The sequence below is a fragment of the Geodermatophilus sp. SYSU D00814 genome (genome assembly GCF_054050055.1).
Genome location: NZ_JBJGYP010000008.1, coordinates 66661 through 83925, shown reverse-complemented (window position 1 = coordinate 83925; position 17265 = coordinate 66661). Strand labels below are relative to the sequence as shown.

At 75.3% G+C, this 17265-nt stretch carries 19 protein-coding genes; 9 read left to right on the top strand and 10 right to left on the bottom strand.

The features are described from left to right. The first annotated feature begins 50 nt into the window (after positions 1–50). Entirely contained in the window at positions 51–1226 is a 1176-nt protein-coding gene (gene hflX, locus ACI780_RS07960; protein WP_456868997.1) for a GTPase HflX, read from the top strand. Between the two features lie 7 nt (positions 1227–1233). Here hflX and ACI780_RS07955 read toward each other — a convergent pair whose 3' ends face one another. Further along, entirely contained in the window at positions 1234–1938 is a 705-nt protein-coding gene (locus tag ACI780_RS07955) for a (2Fe-2S)-binding protein (protein ID WP_457002045.1), read from the bottom strand. 120 nt (positions 1939–2058) lie between these two features. On the opposite strand from ACI780_RS07955, the gene acs reads away from it, so the two are divergent. From acs to ACI780_RS07940, 3 genes are all read left to right on the top strand, one after another. Next, a complete protein-coding gene (gene acs, locus ACI780_RS07950) occupies positions 2059–4011 on the top strand; it encodes an acetate--CoA ligase (protein WP_457002043.1) in 1953 nt (650 codons plus the stop codon). A gap of 194 nt (positions 4012–4205) precedes the next feature. Beyond that, a complete protein-coding gene (locus tag ACI780_RS07945) occupies positions 4206–4709 on the top strand; it encodes a phage holin family protein (protein ID WP_457002041.1) in 504 nt (167 codons plus the stop codon). After that, positions 4706–5698: an alpha/beta fold hydrolase gene (locus ACI780_RS07940; protein ID WP_457002160.1), complete on the top strand. Its 993-nt coding sequence runs from the start codon at positions 4706–4708 to the stop codon at positions 5696–5698. The genes ACI780_RS07945 and ACI780_RS07940 overlap by 4 nt, the downstream gene beginning before the upstream one ends. 9 nt (positions 5699–5707) lie before the next feature. Here ACI780_RS07940 and ACI780_RS07935 read toward each other — a convergent pair whose 3' ends face one another. The 5 genes from ACI780_RS07935 to nth all read right to left on the bottom strand — a co-directional run bounded on the left by ACI780_RS07935 (position 5708) and on the right by nth (position 9541). After that, complete coding sequence (locus tag ACI780_RS07935; RefSeq protein ID WP_457002039.1) at positions 5708–6889, bottom strand: MarP family serine protease; 1182 nt, start codon at positions 6887–6889, stop codon at positions 5708–5710. A gap of 3 nt (positions 6890–6892) precedes the next feature. Beyond that, entirely contained in the window at positions 6893–7303 is a 411-nt protein-coding gene (locus tag ACI780_RS07930; protein WP_456869002.1) for a plastocyanin/azurin family copper-binding protein, read from the bottom strand. 68 nt (positions 7304–7371) lie between these two features. After that, a complete protein-coding gene (locus ACI780_RS07925; RefSeq protein ID WP_457002036.1) occupies positions 7372–8157 on the bottom strand; it encodes an NUDIX hydrolase in 786 nt (261 codons plus the stop codon). After that, positions 8154–8768 (bottom strand): TlpA family protein disulfide reductase, encoded by a 615-nt coding sequence (locus ACI780_RS07920; protein WP_457002034.1) that lies wholly within the window; start codon positions 8766–8768, stop codon positions 8154–8156. Before ACI780_RS07920 ends, ACI780_RS07925 begins: the two co-directional genes overlap by 4 nt. Next, a complete protein-coding gene (gene nth, locus ACI780_RS07915) occupies positions 8765–9541 on the bottom strand; it encodes an endonuclease III (RefSeq protein ID WP_456869005.1) in 777 nt (258 codons plus the stop codon). The genes ACI780_RS07920 and nth overlap by 4 nt, the downstream gene beginning before the upstream one ends. Positions 9542–9635: 94 nt before the next feature. Between nth and ACI780_RS07910 the strand changes: the two genes are divergently transcribed. Then, a complete protein-coding gene (locus ACI780_RS07910; protein WP_089406004.1) occupies positions 9636–9875 on the top strand; it encodes a hypothetical protein in 240 nt (79 codons plus the stop codon). Positions 9876–10011: 136 nt separating this feature from the next. Continuing rightward, on the top strand, positions 10012–10689 hold the full coding sequence (locus tag ACI780_RS07905) for a Crp/Fnr family transcriptional regulator (RefSeq protein ID WP_456869006.1): 678 nt from the start codon (positions 10012–10014) through the stop codon (positions 10687–10689). Positions 10690–10746: 57 nt separating this feature from the next. Here the strand turns inward: ACI780_RS07905 and ACI780_RS07900 are convergent, their stop codons facing one another. From ACI780_RS07900 to ACI780_RS07890, 3 genes are read right to left on the bottom strand one after another with little or no spacing between them, the layout of a single operon-like run. Continuing rightward, complete coding sequence (locus ACI780_RS07900; protein ID WP_456869007.1) at positions 10747–11541, bottom strand: NUDIX hydrolase; 795 nt, start codon at positions 11539–11541, stop codon at positions 10747–10749. Next, a complete protein-coding gene (locus ACI780_RS07895) occupies positions 11538–12023 on the bottom strand; it encodes a RidA family protein (protein ID WP_456869008.1) in 486 nt (161 codons plus the stop codon). The genes ACI780_RS07900 and ACI780_RS07895 overlap by 4 nt, the downstream gene beginning before the upstream one ends. 11 nt (positions 12024–12034) lie before the next feature. Further along, positions 12035–12208 carry a hypothetical protein gene (locus tag ACI780_RS07890; protein ID WP_177225141.1) on the bottom strand — a complete coding sequence of 58 codons (174 nt, stop codon included), beginning with the start codon at positions 12206–12208 and terminating at the stop codon, positions 12035–12037. Between the two features lie 127 nt (positions 12209–12335). Between ACI780_RS07890 and ACI780_RS07885 the strand changes: the two genes are divergently transcribed. The 3 genes from ACI780_RS07885 to ACI780_RS07875 are packed head-to-tail and all read left to right on the top strand — an operon-like array spanning position 12336 to position 16742. Continuing rightward, a complete protein-coding gene (locus ACI780_RS07885; protein WP_456869009.1) occupies positions 12336–13325 on the top strand; it encodes an ArsA-related P-loop ATPase in 990 nt (329 codons plus the stop codon). After that, positions 13322–14554, top strand: coding sequence for an ArsA family ATPase (locus ACI780_RS07880; protein WP_457002030.1), 1233 nt, complete (start codon positions 13322–13324; stop codon positions 14552–14554). The genes ACI780_RS07885 and ACI780_RS07880 overlap by 4 nt, the downstream gene beginning before the upstream one ends. Positions 14555–14594: 40 nt before the next feature. Beyond that, on the top strand, positions 14595–16742 hold the full coding sequence (locus tag ACI780_RS07875; RefSeq protein WP_456869011.1) for a transglycosylase domain-containing protein: 2148 nt from the start codon (positions 14595–14597) through the stop codon (positions 16740–16742). A 17-nt stretch (positions 16743–16759) separates the two neighbouring features. Here the strand turns inward: ACI780_RS07875 and ACI780_RS07870 are convergent, their stop codons facing one another. After that, on the bottom strand, positions 16760–17212 hold the full coding sequence (locus ACI780_RS07870; RefSeq protein WP_456869012.1) for a GatB/YqeY domain-containing protein: 453 nt from the start codon (positions 17210–17212) through the stop codon (positions 16760–16762). Positions 17213–17265 lie beyond the last annotated feature (53 nt).

Genomic DNA, 17265 nt, shown 5'->3' with positions numbered 1-17265 from the left:
ACCGGGTCAGCACGGCCCTCCTCCCCGGCGACGACGGCCGGGAGGCCGGGATGCCAGGCGCGTGGCTGCTCGGGACGGCAGGGAACGGCACGGCGAGCGGGGGCGGCGCCGGGAGGGCCCCCGACGGGGAGCCGCCGCGGGCGGTGCTGCTGGGTCTGCGCGCGCAGGGCGGCGGCGACGGGGACCCGGCGGACCCGCTCGACGAGCTGGAGCGGCTGGCCGACACCGACGGCGTCGCCGTGGTGGGACGGATGGTGCAGGCCCGGGAGCGGCCCGACCCGGCCACCTACCTCGGCTCCGGCAAGGTCACCGAGCTGGCCGGGCTGGTGGCGGAGAAGGACGCCGGGCTGGTCATCGCCGACGGCGACCTCTCGCCGGGACAGGTGCGCAACCTCGAGGACCGGGTCGGCACCCGGGTGGTCGACCGGACCGCGCTGATCCTCGACGTCTTCGCCCAGCACGCCCGCAGCAGCGAGGGTCGCGCGCAGGTGGAGCTCGCCCAGCTGGCCTACCAGCTGCCGCGGCTGCGCGGACAGGGGACGGAGCTCTCCCGGATCGGCGGCGGCCGCACCGCGGGCGGGGCCGGGACGGGCGTGCGCGGGCCGGGCGAGCAGCGCCTGGAGAGCGAGCGCCGCCACCTGCGCCGCCGCATCACCCTGCTGCGGCGCCAGGTGCAGCAGACCGCCGCCCGGCGGCAGCGCACCCGCAGCCGGCGCCGGGTCAACCGGGTCCCGTCGGTGGCGCTCACCGGCTACACCAACGCCGGGAAGTCGGCGCTGCTCAACCGGCTGACCGGCGCCGACGTCCTGGTGCAGGACGCGCTGTTCGCCACGCTGGACCCCACGGTCCGCGAGGCCCGCACCCCCCAGGGCCGGCACTACACGCTCACCGACACGGTCGGCTTCGTCCGCCACCTGCCCCACCAGCTGGTCGACGCCTTCGGGGCCACGCTGGAGGAGGTGGTCGAGGCCGACCTCGTCCTGCACGTCGTCGACGCCTCCGCCCCCGACGCCATGGCCCAGGTGACGGCGGTGCGCGGCGTGCTCTACGAGATCGGGGCGCGCGAGCACCCGGAGCTGCTGGCGCTCAACAAGGTCGACGTCGCGCCGGCCGGGTGGCTCGCCGGGCTGCGCACCGCCTACCCGGACGCGGTGCCGGTCTCGGCGGCGACGGGCGAGGGGATCGAGGACCTGCAGGCGGCGATCGCCCGCGCGCTGGCCCGGTGAGGCCGGCTCACCAGAGGCCGGCGGCGTCCTCCAGGAGCACCCGGCGCTGCTCCGGCGGGCGGGCCGGGCAGGCGGTGCACGTCGGCTGCCCGGGCAGCCGCAGCAGCAGGCAGCAGGAGACCCGGCGGACGAAGCGGGTGCCGCCGACGTCGGTGTAGCGCGGCACCGGCATCGGCGCCCCGACCGCGGCGGCCACCCGTGCGGCCAGCGCGGTCACCGACGCGACGTCGCCCAGCGCGCGGCCGAGGGCCAGCAGCCGGCCGGCCAGCGAGTCGGTGGCCACCGCCCACAGCGGCCGCTCCCGCACACCGCCCGCCGCGGCGACGGCGGCGACCACGGCGGTGAGCGCGTCGCGCAGGTCCCCCGCCGGGTCGGGTCCCGACGGCGCCGCCGAGACCCCGGCGAGCAGGGTCCCCCCGACCTCGTACACGGTGGTGTCGGCCAGCCGCGCCGACAGCGGGCGCCCGGTCGCCAGCCCCGCGGCCACCGGGGTCAGCAGCACCGCCGACGCCGAGTACCACCAGACCGTGGCGAGGGCCCGGCGGTCGTCGCTGCGGTACTGGCGGCCGAGCGCGGTGACCCGGTCGGCCGTCCAACCCGGGTCGGCCAGCAGCCGCGCGGGCAGCGGGCGGGCCGAGGGCGGCGCGAGCAGGCCCAGACCGGCGGCACCGGGCACCCGGGCCGCCACGGCCGCCTGCGGTCCGCCGTCCACCGGGCCAGTCTGGTGCAGCCTGTGGCACGGCCTGACCCCGGCGTCGTCGGGGCCCTACGGTGTGTGCCAGGACACGCCGCCCGCCGGCGGTGCGCCGGCCACGACACGGGAGGAGCACACGTGAGCGAGTCGAACGGGTCGGAGGGCCGCCGCTTCCCGGCCCCGCAGGAGCTGGCCGCGTCGGCGAACGTGGGCCCGGACGTCTACGAGCGCGCCGAGGCCGACCGCCTGGCGTTCTGGGAGGAGGCCGCCCGCCGGCTCACGTGGACCCAGGACTGGGACCAGGTCCTCGACTGGAGCAACCCCCCGTTCGCGAAGTGGTTCGTGGGCGGGAAGCTCAACGTCGCCTACAACTGCCTCGACCGGCACGTCGAGGCCGGGTACGGCGACCAGGTCGCCTACCACTGGGAGGGCGAGCCCGGCGACACCCGGACCCTCACCTACGCCCAGCTGACCGAGGAGGTCTGCAAGGCGGCCAACGCGCTGCTCGAGCTCGGCGTGCAGGCCGGCGACCGGGTCGCCATCTACATGCCGATGATCCCCGAGACGATCGTGGCGATGCTGGCCTGCGCCCGCATCGGCGCCGTCCACATGGTCGTCTTCGGCGGCTTCTCCGCCGACGCGCTGGCCAGCCGGATCACCGACGCCGGCGCCGTCGTGGTGATCACCGCCGACGGCGGCTACCGGCGCGGCGCACCCAGCGCCCTCAAGCCCGCCGTCGACGACGCGCTGACCCGCACCGAGGGCGTCCGCAACGTGCTGGTGGTCCGGCGGACCGAGCAGGACGTCGAGTGGACCGAGGGCCGCGACCTGTGGTGGCACGACGTCGTCGACCGGCAGTCGCCGCAGCACACCGCCGAGTCCTTCGACGCCGAGCACCCGCTCTACATCATGTACACGTCGGGCACGACGGCGAAGCCGAAGGGCATCCTGCACACCTCCGGCGGCTACCTGACCCAGGTCGCCTACACGCACTGGGCGACCTTCGACCTCAAGCCCGACAGCGACGTCTACTGGACCGCGGCCGACGTCGGCTGGGTCACCGGCCACAGCTACATCGTCTACGGCCCGCTGGCCAACCGGGCGACGTCGGTGATGTACGAGGGGACGCCGGAGACGCCGCACCGCGGCCGCTGGTTCGAGCTGATCGAGAAGTACCGCGTCTCGATCCTCTACACCGCGCCCACGGTGATCCGGACGTTCATGAAGTGGGGCGAGGACATCCCGGCCGGCTTCGACCTCACCTCGCTGCGCGTCCTCGGCTCGGTCGGCGAGCCGATCAACCCCGAGGCGTGGCTCTGGTACCACCAGAACATCGGCGGGGGCCGCTGCCCGGTCGTCGACACCTGGTGGCAGACCGAGACCGGCGCGCACATGATCACCCCGCTGCCGGGCGTGACCGACCTCAAGCCGGGCTCCGCGCAGACCCCGTTCCCCGGCATCTCGGCCAAGGTCGTCGACGACGAGGGCAACGAGCTCGGCGACGACTCCACGGGGCTGCTGGTGCTGACCGCGCCGTGGCCGTCGATGCTGCGCACCATCTGGGGCGACGACGACCGCTACGTCGACACCTACTGGTCGCGCTTCGGCAAGGAGGTCTACTTCGCCGGCGACGGGGCCAAGAAGGACCCCGACGGCGACGTATGGCTGCTGGGCCGCGTCGACGACGTCATGAACGTCTCGGGGCACCGCATCTCCACCACCGAGGTCGAGTCCTCGCTGGTGGCGCACCCCGCCGTCGCCGAGGCCGCGGTCGTCGGCGCGTCGGACCCGACCACCGGGCAGGGCATCGTCGCGTTCGTGATCCTCCGCGGCAACGCGCAGGACTCCGGCGACGACCTCGTCCAGCAGCTGCGCACGCACGTGTCCAAGGACATCGGCCCGATCGCCAAGCCGCGGCAGATCATGGTCGTGCAGGAGCTGCCCAAGACCCGCTCGGGGAAGATCATGCGGCGGCTGCTGCGCGACGTCGCGGAGAACCGGGAGCTCGGCGACGTCACCACGCTGACCGACGACTCGGTGATGAACCTGATCAAGGAGAAGCTGCCGGCGTCCTCGTCCTCGGACGGCTGAGCCCGCACCAGGCATAGGAAGCTCTCCCCACGTCCGGGCACCCAGGACGTGGGGAGAGCTTCCACTGCCTCGCCACCCGCCCCGGACGCACCCCCGGGGGACGCCGGGGCGCGGGCGCGGCGATCATGGGGGACGATCACCGTCAGGTCGCCTCCGGCGGCCGACCCGACGAGCCCGACCAGGGAGGAGCCCCCGTGGCCCACAGCGCGTCGTCCACCCAGTCCGCCGGGCGGCAAGCCGTCAGCGACGAGCCCTCGGTGGGGTCGCTGGTGCAGAGCGCCATGGCCGACGTCTCCACGCTGATCCGCGGCGAGATCGAGCTGGCCAAGGCCGAGGTCACCCGCTCGGCGAAGAAGGCCGGCGTCAGCGCCGGGCTGTTCGGGGCGGCCGGCGCGCTGCTCGCCTTCGCCGGGTTCTTCCTGTTCGTCATGCTCGCCGAGCTGTTCACCTGGCTGGGCCTGCCCCGCTGGGTGTCCTACCTGATCGTCACGGTCGGCCTGCTGGCGGTCGCCGCCGTGGCCGGGCTGATCGGCATGCGGATGCTCAAGAAGATCGACAAGCCCGAGCGGACCCTGGAGTCGCTGCGCGAGCTGCCCGAGGTCATGCACCGCGAGACCCCCGGCACCCGCCGCCGCGCGCTGCCGACGGTCAGCAACGGGCGCGTCGAGCGGCGCTCCCCCGACTCCTACCTGGTCTGAGCGGCGCGAGCGGGCGGCCCGGGGGCGTCCCCGCCGACGAGCGGCCCGACGCGACCAGCGTCCTGCTGCCCGGTCCCTGGCTGCACCGGGACGCCTCGGCCAACGGCGTCCGGCTGCACCTGGCCGAGGCCGGCGAGGGGCCGCTGGTCCTGCTGCTGCACGGGTTCCCGCAGTACTGGTGGACCTGGCGGGCGCAGCTGCCGATCCTCGCCGACGCGGGCTTCCGCGCCGTCGCCCCCGACCTGCGCGGTTACGGCGCCAGCGACAAGCCGCCGCGCGGCTACGACCTGCCGACGGCGGCCAGCGACGTCGCGGCCCTGGTGCGCGCCCTCGGCGAGCGGGACGCCGTCGTCGTCGGCCACGACTGGGGCGGGCTGGTCGCCTGGACCATGGCCGCGCTGCACCCGCGCAGCGTCCGCCGGCTCGTCGTCGTCTCGATGGCCCACCCGCGGCTGCTGCGGGCCGGGCTGCGCGACCCCGCCCAGCGGCGGGCGCTGCGCCACGTCCTGCGCTTCCAGCTGCCCCGGCTGCCCGAGCGGCGGCTGACCCGCACCGACGACGACCCGGTCGCGGACTTCCTGCGCCGCTGGGCCGGACCGGAGTGGACGCACACCGCCGACTTCGCCGAGGCCGTCGAGCGCTACCGGTCCGCGGCGCGGATCCCCCAGGCGGCCTACGGGTCGATGGAGTACTTCCGCTGGGCCGGCCGCTCGCAGGTGCGTCCCGACGGGCTGCGCTACGCCCGCCGCATGGCCGCCCCGGTCACCGCGCCCACCCTGCAGCTGCACGGCGGGCGGGACCCGCTGGTCCTGCCGCGGACCGCGCGCGGATCGGGCCGCTACGTGGCCGGCGCCTACGAGTGGCGGGAGCTGCCCGGCATCGGCCACTTCCCGCAGGAGGAGGCCGCCGCCGACGTCGCCACCGCCATCAGGGACTGGGGTAGGGACCCCCTCCCCCCCACCCCTCGCCAGCTCGGGGCGGTGCCCTGACGGGGGCCGCTACTCGCAGGGGCCGGTGTCGACCGGCGCGGTGGCGACCGCGCCCGCCCGTGCGGCCGGGTCCACCTGCTGCGCGGTCAGCGCGTACCCGGTGCTCGGGTCGTCGATCGCCGAGGCGAACACCACGCCGAGCACCTGGCCGGTGGGGTCGAACAGCGGCCCGCCGGAGTTGCCGGCCCGCACCTCGCCGCGCAGCGCGTAGACGTCGCGCTGCACGGTCTGCGTGTTGCGGAAGTCCGGACCGCTGATCGGGCCCTGGTCACGGATGCGGGCGGGACCGACGAACAGCGGCCCGCCGCCGGGGTAGCCCATGATGATCGCGTCGTCGCCGGTGTCGGACACCTGCCCGGCGAAGGCGAGGGGCACCTGCGGCAGGTCCGGCACGGCGAGCACCGCGACGTCGACCTCCTGGTCGACGTACACCGCCGTCGCCTCGTACTCCTGGCCCTCGGCCTCGACCACCGGGTCGGTCACGCCGGCGAGCACGTGGGCGTTGGTCATCACCCGGCCGGGCGCGTACACGAAGCCGGACCCGTCGATCTGCCGCGAGCACGACGGCGCGATGCCGCTGATCTTCACCACCGAGCCGCTCACCTGGTCGACGACGGGGCTGCCCGCCAGCGCCTGGTCGGGCGTGTCGACCTCCCGGGCCCGCGTGGGGGTCAGCGGGTCGAGGACGTCGGGCAGCCCCCGCCGGTCGATCGCCTCCCGCAGCGAGTCGTAGACCGCCCGCACGCTGCCGGGCACCACCTCGTCCACCGCCTGCACAAGCGCGGACTGGCGCACCTGGCCGGCCACCTGCGGGAACGGTGCGCTGGCCAGCGGCGTGGCGACCATCCAGGCGACGAGCAGCACCGCGACCGCGGACAGGATGGCGCCGGCGACGGAGTCGAGCACCTCGGCCGGCTCCCAGGTGACCCGGCGGCGCACCGCCCGCCCGACCGCACCGGCGACGAGCTGCCCGAGCAGCGCGCCGGCCAGGACGACGACGAGGGCGGCGAACACCCGGGTCACCGGCGTGCTGTCGAGCCGGTCGGCGACGGGGCCGGACAGCTGGGCGCCGAGCACCGCGCCGCCGAGGAAGCCGAGGAACGACGTCGCCGACACCAGCAGGCCCTGGCGGAAGCCCGAGAAGGCGAAGACCACCGCGAGCCCGATGAGGACGACGTCGACCAGCGACATGGCTCAGCCGCGCACCGTCATGACGCCGGACTGGCCGAGCTGGACGTGGAAGGTGCAGTCGAAGGGGTGCTCGCCGGGCGCGGTGACCTCGAACTCGATGGTCCGGCTCTCGCCCGGCGCGAGCAGCGGGATCTCCTCGGTGATCTCCTCCGGGCCGGCGTCGGGCCGGAACCGCAGGTTGTGCGTCATCTGCTCGGCGGTGCTGGTCACGGTCAGCCGCACCCGGCCGGGGTCGACGGCGAAGGCGTCGGGGACGAACACGTAGTCGTCGGGGGTCTCGATGGTGACCTCCTGGACGCCGTCCTCGGCGAGGGTGACCGTGCCCAGCGACGGATCGGCCGACGGCGTCGCCGCGGCGGACCCGCCGTCCCCGGACCCGCAGCCGGCGAGCAGGACCGCCGCGGCAGCGACCACGACGGCCCTCCCGCAGGGGCCCGCCGCGAGCCGGCGAGTGGTGGGGGGCGGGGAGGTCCTCCTACTGCTCATCGCCGCGGAACCGTACGCGCCGCGGGGGCGCCGGGTGCGCCGTCGGCCACCGTCGGCGCGGCGGCGTCCTCGGCGCCGCCCTCGCCCAGCGAGCCGGGGGCGGCGGCCGGCCGCACCCCGGCGGAGGCCAGCGGCCGCACGTCGCGAGCGTTCCACGGCCGGCCGAGGCCCGCGGCCTCCAGCAGCGCGTCGAGCAGCCCCGCGGTGAAGCCCCACACGACCATGCCGGCGACGCCGAACGCCGGGCCGACGTAGCCCGCGGGGTGGCGCACCCGGAACCGGTTGGCCGGGTCGGTGAGGTCGGCCAGTGGCACCCGGGCCACCCGCGCGACCTCCGTGGGGTCGCCGACGGCGACGTCGGCCGGGTCGTCCCACCAGCCCACCACCGGGACGACGAGGTTGTCCGAGGGACCGAGGAACAGCTCGGGCAGCGTGGCCAGCACGCGCACGCCGTCGGGGTCGACACCGGCCTCCTCGTGCGCCTCCCGCAGCGCGGTGCCGACCGGGTAGTCCTCGCCGGGGTCGGCGCCCCCACCGGGGAAGGCCGGCTGGCCGGCGTGGGTGCGCAGCCGGGCGGACTTCTCGATGAGCAGGACGTCGGCGCCGCGCGGCCCCTCGCCGAAGAGCACCAGCACCGCCGAGCGGCGCGCGGTGTCGCTGGGCTCGCCCAGGCGGTGGCGCAGCGGCAGGTCGCCCGACGCGGTGAGCAGCCGCCGCAGCCAGCCGGGCAGGTCGGAGGTGTCGACGCCGGGCAGCACCCCCGGGCCGGTCGCGCCGGTCACAGCTGCACGCCCAGGTGCTCGGCGACCAGCGCGCGCAGCTCGTCGACCGAGGCCACCGGGCCGACCTTCGTGTGCACGAGCGCGCCGTCGGCGTCGAGGAGGTAGGTGAAGGGCAGGACGTTGACGCCCAGCCCGTCCATCAGCGCGCCGTCGCGGTCGTAGGCGCTGGGGAAGGTGACGCCGGCGTCGGCGGCGAAGGAGTCGGCCTGCGGGACGCCGTCCTTGCTGACGACGCCGACGACCGACACCCGGCCGCCGGCGAGGTCGACGAGGTCGGCGAGGTCCTGGACCAGCGGGAGCTCCTCCCGGCACGGGGCGCACCAGCTCGCCCAGAGGTTGACGACGGTGGGCACGCCCGGGGCGCGGCCGAGGTCGAGCGTGCCGCCCCCGGGGCAGGGCAGGGACACCGCCGGCAGGGTCTCGGCCCCGCGCGCCGGCGTGTCGGGCTGCTCGGGACAGGCCTGCAGCGGCGCGCTCCAGGTGGCCGCGGCGGCCGTCGTCTCCCCCGCGTCGGCGTCGCGCGAGGCCGTGCACGCCGACAGGAGGGCGACGAGCCCGAGCAGGAGGGCGGCGGCCCGCCGTGCCGCGCTCCCCCGGTCCCCGGTGCTCACTCGGTGTCCGACGCCGCCGGCGTCTTCACGAGCTTCAGCGCCGCCTCGGGGTCGGTGGGGCCGATGCCGTAGGACGGGCACCAGCGGGCCAGCCCGCACGCGCCGCAGGCGGCCTTCTTGGCGTGGCACACGCGGCGGCCGTGGAAGATCACGCGGTGGCTGAACATGGTCCAGTCGCGCTTGGGCACCAGCCCGGCGACCTCGGCCTCGACCTTGACCGGGTCCTCCTCGGCGGTCCAGCCGAAGCGGCGGACCAGCCGGCCGAAGTGCGTGTCGACGGTCAGCCCCGGGACGCCGAAGGCGTTGCCCAGGACGACGTTGGCGGTCTTGCGGCCGACGCCGGGCAGGGTGACCAGGTCGGCCATGCGGCCGGGGACCTCGCCGTCGAACCGCTCGACCAGCGCCTGCGCCAGCCCGAGCACGGAGCCGGCCTTGGCGCGGAAGAAGCCGGTGGGCTTGAGGATCTCCTCCAGGTCGGCCCGGTCGGCGCCGGCGAGCGCGACCGGGTCGGGGTACGTCGCGAAGAGCGCGGGGGTGACCTTGTTCACCGTCTTGTCGGTGGTCTGCGCCGACAGCACGGTGGCCACCAGCAGCTCGAAGGCGTTGGTGAAGTCGAGCTCGCAGTGCGCGTCGGGGTGGAGGACGGCCAGCTCACGGGCCATGCGGCGGGCCCGGCGGGTGCGGGCCAGCGGCGTCTCGTCCGGGTCGAACGGCGAGGCCGGGGAGGCGGGCGGGCGGCGCCGTGCGGGACGGGCGTAGGCCGGCGTGGACACGCGGTCGAGGGTAGGCGTCACCGGCGACACCGCCGGGGGCGTGCCACCATGGCCGTGCAGGCCCGCTCAGCAGCGACCGGACCCGGGAGGTGGCGTGGTCGCGCTCATCGTCATCCTCTTCCCGCCGATGGTCATCGCGTTCCTGCTCGTCATGGAGCGCGTCGAGGAACCGCTCCGCCGGCCGACGTCGCCGCGCGAGGTGGCCGAGTTCCTCTCGTCGGCCACGCCGGGCGAGGTCGACACGCTGGCCGCCTCCGGCATCCGCCGGGCCATGGCGCGGTGGCGCCGCCGGCGCCGCTCCCGCGTCCAGCGCAGCGCCGAACCCCTGGTCTGAGCCGGCACGCCGGCTCCCCAGTCGGGGGTGCCCTCCCCGCACCGATCGGGTGACGACGGGCACAGCCGCCTAGACTCCCTACGGATGCGGGCGGTCACGTCCGCAGGTGGACGCTGACGATGGGGTGGAGAGACACGTGGTGGACGAGGTGCTGGCTCAGTCGGGGCTCTTCCAGGGGCTCTCGGAGGAGGCCGTCGACCCGGTCGCCAGCCGTCTGGAGACGATCACCCTCCCGCGGGGCCGGGTGGTGTTCAACGAGGGTGAGCCCGGCGACAGCCTGTACATCGTGCTGACCGGCAAGATCAAGCTGTCCCGCCGCTCCCCCGACGGCCGCGAGAACGTGCTCGCCGTCATGGGCCCCTCCGACCAGTTCGGCGAGCTGTCGGTGTTCGACCCCGGCCCGCGCACCGCGACGGCCACCGCGGTCACCGACGTCAAGCTGGCGAAGATGCCGCAGTCGGTGCTGCGCCCGTGGATCGAGGCGCACCCGGAGGTCGGCGAGCGGCTGCTGCACGTGCTGGCCCGCCGGCTGCGCCGCACCAACGACTCCGTGGCCGACCTGATCTTCACCGACGTGCCCGGCCGCGTGGCCAAGGCGCTGCTGCAGATGGCCGACCGCTTCGGCAGCCGCGAGGCCGACGGGCTGCGCGTCAAGCACGACCTCACCCAGGAGGAGCTGGCCCAGCTGGTCGGGGCCTCCCGGGAGACGGTGAACAAGGCGCTGGCCGACTTCGTGCACCGCGGCTGGATCCAGCTGCAGGGCAAGTCGGTCGTCGTCCTCGACGAGGACCGCCTCCGCCGCCGCGCGCGCTGATCGACCCGACGCGAGAGGCCCAGGACCCGACGGGTCCTGGGCCTCTCGCGTTCGACGTCAGCTGGGGAGCGGGACGACCAGGCCGATGCGGGTGCCGTCCGGGAGCTCGGCGTAGCGGCCCTCGGGGGTGGTCCGCAGCTCGGGCATGATCGGGACCAGTGGCTCCGGCGGGCTGCCGGCCAGGGCCGCGGCGACGTCGGGGAAGGCCGCGAGCTGGCCGAGGGTGTGGATGGTCGGCGGCAGCATCGGGCGGGTGCCCGCGCGCAGCTCGGCCAGCGCCGCCTGCGGCGTGAGCCAGCTGGCCTCGTCGGCCTCGCCGGAGACGTCGCGGGCCTCCTGCCCGGCCGGCAGGGCCGCGGCGAAGAACCGGGTGTCGTAGCGGCGGCTCTCCTGCGGCGGCGTGATCCAGTGCGCGAAGGGCCGCAGCAGGTCCGCCCGCAACGCCAGCCCGCGCTCGGCGAGCAGCCCGGCCAGCGACAGCTCCCGGGTCAGCAGCGCCTGCCGCTGGACCTCCCAGTCCTCACCGGAGACGTCCGGCACGACGTCGGCGCCCTCCGGCGAGCCGGCCAGCAGGACGCCGGCCTCCTCGAAGGTCTCCCGGACCGCGGCGCACACCAGCTCGCGGGCCAGCCGCTCGTCGCAGCCCAGCGCCGCCGCCCACTGCGCCGGCGGCGGCCCGGACCAGGCGACGTCGGTGTCGCCGTCACGCGGGTCGACCCCGCCGCCGGGGTAGGCGGTCATCCCGCCGGCGAACGGCATCCCCCGCGTGCGCCGCAGCAGGTGGACCTCCAGTCCCGCCGCGCCGTCGCGCAGCAGCAGGACCGTGGCGGCCGGGCGGACGGCCGCCGTCATCCCCTCAGCTCGACGGTGAGCTCGACCTCGACCGGGGCGCCGAGGGGCAGCTCGGCGACGCCGATCGCGCTGCGCGCGTGGTGCCCCGCGTCGCCGAAGACCTTGCCGAGCAGCTCGCTCGCGCCGTTGACCACGCGCGGCTGGCCGCTGAAGCCCTCGGCGCTGGCCACGTAGCCGACGACGCGCACCACGCGGGCGACCTGGTCGAGGCCCACGAGGTCGTCGACGGCGGCCAGCGCGTTGAGCGCGCACATCTTGGCGTCGGCGGCGGCGTCCTCGGGGTCGACCGAGCCGCCGACCTTGCCGGTGCGCCGCAGCCCGCCGTCGACGAACGGCAGCTGGCCGCTGGTGAACACCAGGTTGCCGGAGCGCACGGCCGGCACGTAGGAGGCGACCGGGGCCGCCACGGGGGGCAGCCGGATGCCGAGCTGGGCGAGCCGGGCGAGCCAGCTCGGGGCCTGGGTGTCCTCGCCGGAGGTCATCGACAGCCGCCTCAGCCGATCGGGCGCTTGAGGTAGGCGACCGGCTGCTCGGACCCGCCCGGGCCGGGGAGCACCGTCACGAGCTCCCACCCGTCGGTGCCCCAGGAGTCGAGGATCGCCTTGGTGTTGTGGATCAGCAGCGGGATGGTGGCGTACTCCCACCTGCGGCGGGCCGGTTCGCTCATGGGCACCGACGCTAGCGCAGGACCCCGGCCCCGTCCCGGCCCCCGCCTCGGCCCTCCTGCAGGGCCCCACCGTGAGCTTGCGAACGGTGGAGGGCAGGAGGGTCCTTCGACTCCTAGGCTTGACCGGGTGAGCCCCGACTTCCCCGTCCGCTGCCACGTCGTGACCGGGAAGGGCGGCACCGGCAAGACCACCGTGGCCGCCGCCCTGGCCCTGGCCCTGGCCGCCGACGGGCACACCGTGCTGCTCGTCGAGTGCGAGGGCCGCCAGGGCATCGCCCAGCTGTTCGACACCCCGCCGCTGCCCTACGAGGAGCGCCGGGTGGCCGTCACCCGCGGCGGCGGGGAGGTGCGGGCCCTCGCGATCGACGTCGAGGAGGCCCTGCTCGAGTACCTCGAGATGTTCTACAACCTCCGCCGCGCCGGCCGGGCGCTGCGCAAGATGGGCGCCGTCGACTTCGCCACCACCATCGCGCCGGGCCTGCGCGACGTGCTGATCACCGGGAAGATCAAGGAGGCGGTCACCCGCCGCGAGGACGGGCGCCGCGTGTACGACGCCGTCGTCGTCGACGCCCCGCCCACCGGCCGGATCACCCGCTTCCTCAACGTCACCAGCGAGATGGCCGGCCTCGCCCGCTCCGGCCCGATCAAGACCCAGAGCGACGGCGTCATGGCGGTGCTGCGCTCCCCGCAGACGGCGGTGCACCTGGTCACCCTGCTGGAGGACATGCCGGTGCAGGAGACCGCCGACGCGATCGCCGAGCTGACCGAGGCGAAGCTGCCCATCGGGTCGGTGATCGTCAACATGGCCGCCGAACCGGCGCTCCCGGCTGAGGACCTCGTCCGCGCCGCCGAGGGCGGGCTCACCGGGGCCGACCTCGCGCCGGGCCTGGGCGCCGCGGGCCTGCCCGAGGACCCCGACCTGGCCGAGGCGCTGGCCGCCGAGGTCGTCGAGCACGCCCAGCGGTGGGCCGCACAGGACGCGCTGCGCACCCGCGTGGAGTCCCTCGGCCGGCCGACGGTGGAGCTGCCGCTGCTGCCCGGTCCGATGGACCTCGGCTGCCTGTTCGAGCTGGCCGGCCGGCTCGAGGAGCACCTCGGCGCGGAGGTGGCGGCGTGAGCGCGGCCGCCCCCGGGGACGCGCCCCGGCCCGCCCGCGCGGCCGGCACCGCACGGCACGCGCCGCCGGTCGACCTCGCCGCGCTGATCACCGACCCCGACACCCGCATCGTCGTCTGCTGCGGCTCCGGCGGGGTGGGCAAGACGACGACGTCGGCCGCGCTGGCGCTGGCCGCCGCGGAGACCGGCCGCCGGGTCGTCGTCCTCACCATCGACCCCGCCCGCCGGCTGGCCCAGTCGCTGGGCCTCGAGGAGCTCGACAACGAGCCGCGGCGGGTCGACGCCCCCGGGGTCGACGGCGAGCTGCACGCGATGATGCTGGACATGAAGCGCACGTTCGACGACATCGTCGTGGCGCACTCGACGCCCGAACGTGCCGAGCAGATCCTGGCCAACCCCTTCTACCAGACCCTCTCCTCGTCGTTCGCCGGCACGCAGGAGTACATGGCGATGGAGAAGCTGGGCCAGCTGCGGGCGGCCGACACGTGGGACCTCATCGTCGTCGACACGCCCCCCTCCCGGTCGGCGCTGGACTTCCTCGACGCCCCGAACCGGATGAGCCGCTTCCTCGACGGCACGATGATCCGGCTGCTCACGGCCCCCAGCCGCGCCGGGTTCAGGTTCGCCAGCGCCGGCTTCCTGTTCTTCAGCCGGATCATCAGCAAGGTCCTCGGCGGCCAGCTGCTGCGCGACATCTCCGCGTTTGTCTCGGCCCTCGACACGATGTTCGGCGGGTTCCGCGAGCGGGCCACCGCCACCTACGAGCTGCTGCGCCGGCCGGGGACGTGGTTCGTCGTCGTCGCCACGCCCGAGCCCGACGCGCTGCGCGAGGCCTCCTACTTCGTCGACCGGCTCTCCGCCGAGGGCATGCCGCTGGCCGGGCTGGTGCTCAACCGGACCCACCCGCCGGCCAGCACCCGGCTGTCGGCGACCCGCGCCGAGGCCGCCGCCGAGTCCGTCGACGAGGGCGACGGCGCCCCGGCCGCCCTGGTCGCCGGGGCGCTGCGGGTGCACGCCGAGCGGATGACGCTGGCGATGCGCGAGCAGCGGCTGGCCGACCGGTTCACCAGCGCCCACCCCGAGGTGGGGATCCGGGCGGTCCCGGCCGCGGCCGGCGACGTGCACGACCTGGAGGGTCTGCAGGTGATGGCCGAGGCGCTGACCGGCCCGGACGACGACACGCCGACCGGCGTGCCGCGCACCCGCGTGCTGCCCGCGCGCCGCGGCTGAGACCGGGCTGCGGACCCGGTCACGCCGTACATTGGCGGCGATGTCTGCTGCCTCCCGCGCCAGGGCCCTGGCCAAGCTCGTCGCGCTGATCGTCGTCGCCGGCGCACTCGTCGCCGGCATGCTGCTGCCCGTCGTCGGCGGCTCGGGTGTGGTGGCGCGCAACTCCGCGTCCCTGCTCGACGCACTGCCGGTGGAGCTGACCGACGCCACGCCGGCGGGCAACTCGCGCGTGCTGGCGGCCGACGGGTCGCTGATCACGAACTTCTACACGAACAACCGCACGGTGGTCACCGCCGACCAGATCGCCGAGGTCATGAAGCAGGCGCTGGTCGCGATCGAGGACTCGCGCTTCTACGACCACAACGGCCTGGACGTGCAGGGCACGCTGCGCGCCGCGGTGACCAACCTGACGGCCGGGTCGGTGCAGGAGGGCGGCTCGACGATCACCCAGCAGCTGGTCAAGCAGACCCTGCTGGAGACCGCCGACACCCCGGAGGAGCGGACGGCGGCCACCGAGCAGGACGGCGTCGAGGGCCTGTCCCGCAAGCTGCGCGAGGCCCGGCTGGCCCTCGCCCTGGAGGACACCTACTCCAAGGACGAGATCCTCACCCGCTACCTCAACATCGTGTACTTCGGCCGCGGCGCCTACGGCATCCAGGCCGCCGCCCAGCGCTACTTCAGCGTCAACGCCATCGACCTGACCCTGCCGCAGGCCGCCATGCTGGCCGGGCTGGTGCAGAGCCCGTCCAACGACGACCCGATCGCCAACCCGGAGAACGGCCAGACGCGGCGCAACCAGGTGCTGCAGCGGATGTTCGACCTCGGCTACATCACCGAGGCCGAGCTGACCGACATCTCCGCCCAGCCGGTCCAGGTGGCCGAGGGCCTCAGCCCGGCCAACGGCTGCATCGACGCCGTCATCGGTGGCTTCTTCTGCGCCTACACGCAGGGCTACCTCACCGGCGTCCTGGGGTTGACCCAGGAGCAGCTCGACAACGGCGGGCTGACCATCCAGACGACGCTGGACACGCAGCTGCAGACCCTCGCCGACCAGTCGGTGCTCAACACGCTGCCGATGGGTGACCCGCTGGCGGCGGTGTTCACGGCCCTCAAGCCGGGCTCCGGCGACGTGATGGCGATGGCGGTCAACCGGCGCTACGGGTGCGACGACCCCGACTGCGAGTCCGTCGTCCTGCACACCGCGGCCAGCAAGGGCGCCGGCTCCACCTACAAGACCTTCACCGCCGCCGCGGCGCTCGAGGCCGGCATCGGCGCCCGCACCGTGATCACGACGCCGGGTGACCAGTACACCTCCCGGGTGTTCCGCGGCCCCTCCTGCGGCGGCGACCGGGAGCAGTCCAACGGCATGTACTGCGTCCAGAACGTCGGCGACTACCCCGACACCCTCGACATGGTCGACGCGCTGGTCCGCTCCTCCAACACCTACTTCCTGGCGCTGGAGGACCGCCTGGGCAGCGTCGAGGGCCCGGTGCGGATGGCCGAGCGGATGGGCATGACCTTCGACCAGCCCACCCAGAACTCCGCCGACGAGATCATCGACGGGAACTTCGGCTCGTTCACCCTCGGCGCCGAGGCCACCAGCCCGATGGACCTGGCCAACGCCTACGCCACCCTCGCCGCCCAGGGGACCCGGTGCACCCCGACCCCGATCCTGCAGGTCCTCGACCGCAACGGTCAGCCCCTCACCGGTGAGGACGGCCAGCCGCTGGTCCAGGACGACAACTGCACCCCGGAGTCGATCCCGCCGAACATCGCCAACACGCTGGCCACCATCCTCATCGGCGACACGTCCAGCCCGGTGGGCACCGGCCAGCGGGCCGGGATCCCCGGGCGTGGGGTGGCCGGCAAGACCGGCACCGCCCAGGGCCGCGACTCGGTGGCCTTCGTCGGGGTCCTGCCCGAGTACGCGGGCAGCGTGATGGTGTTCAACCCCAAGGAGAAGCAGGACGTGGGCGGCTACGGCGGCAACATGCCGGCCGCGATCTGGCGGGACGCGTTCGAGCCCTACCTGGCCGACAAGCCCACCACGTTCTTCCCGCCGGTCGACCCGGCGCTGATGGGCGGTGGCCCGGCTCCCGCCGCGCCCGGCGGCGACCGCGGCAACGGTGCCAACAACGGCGGCCGCAACGGCGGGAACGGCGGCAACGGCTGGTGGAACGGCGGCTAGCGGCGGCTAGCGGCAGCTCAGCCGAGCTGGCGGCGGACCTCCGCGGCCACCCGGCCGCCCTCGGCGCGGCCGGCGACGGCCGCGGTGGCCGCACCCATCACCCGGCCCATGTCCTTCATCCCGGTCGCGCCGGTGCGGGTGACGACGTCGGCGACCAGCGCGGCGAGGTCGGCGTCGTCGAGCTGCGCGGGCAGGTAGCCGGCCACGACCTCGCCCTCGGCGCGCTCGCGGCCGGCCTGCTCGGCGCGGCCGGCCGCGTCGAAGGCCTCCGCCGCCTCCCGGCGCCGCTTCGCCTCGCGCCGCAGCACTCCCGTCACCTCGTCGTCGGACAGCTCGCGGGCCTCCTTGCCGGCGACCTCCTCGGCGCTCACCGCCGCGAGCACCATCCGCAGCGTGGCGGTGCGCAGCTCGTCGCGGGACTTCATGGCACTGGTGAGGTCGGCGCGCAGCCGGCCCTTGAGGTCGGACACGCTCCCAGCCTGGCACGACGTCGCCGGCACGCCCACGCCGGTGGCGCGGGGGG

Coding starts and splice junctions, on each gene's coding strand:
- hflX (WP_456868997.1), top strand. CDS start 51: ATGCCAGGCGCGTGGCTGCTCGGGACGGCAGGGAACGGCACGGCGAGC.
- ACI780_RS07935 (WP_457002039.1), bottom strand. CDS start 6,889: ATGTCGCTGGTCGACGTCGTCCTCATCGGGCTCGCGGTGGTCTTCGCC.
- ACI780_RS07900 (WP_456869007.1), bottom strand. CDS start 11,541: ATGACGGCGGCCGTCCGCCCGGCCGCCACGGTCCTGCTGCTGCGCGAC.
- ACI780_RS07895 (WP_456869008.1), bottom strand. CDS start 12,023: ATGACCTCCGGCGAGGACACCCAGGCCCCGAGCTGGCTCGCCCGGCTC.
- ACI780_RS07890 (WP_177225141.1), bottom strand. CDS start 12,208: ATGAGCGAACCGGCCCGCCGCAGGTGGGAGTACGCCACCATCCCGCTG.
- ACI780_RS07875 (WP_456869011.1), top strand. CDS start 14,595: ATGTCTGCTGCCTCCCGCGCCAGGGCCCTGGCCAAGCTCGTCGCGCTG.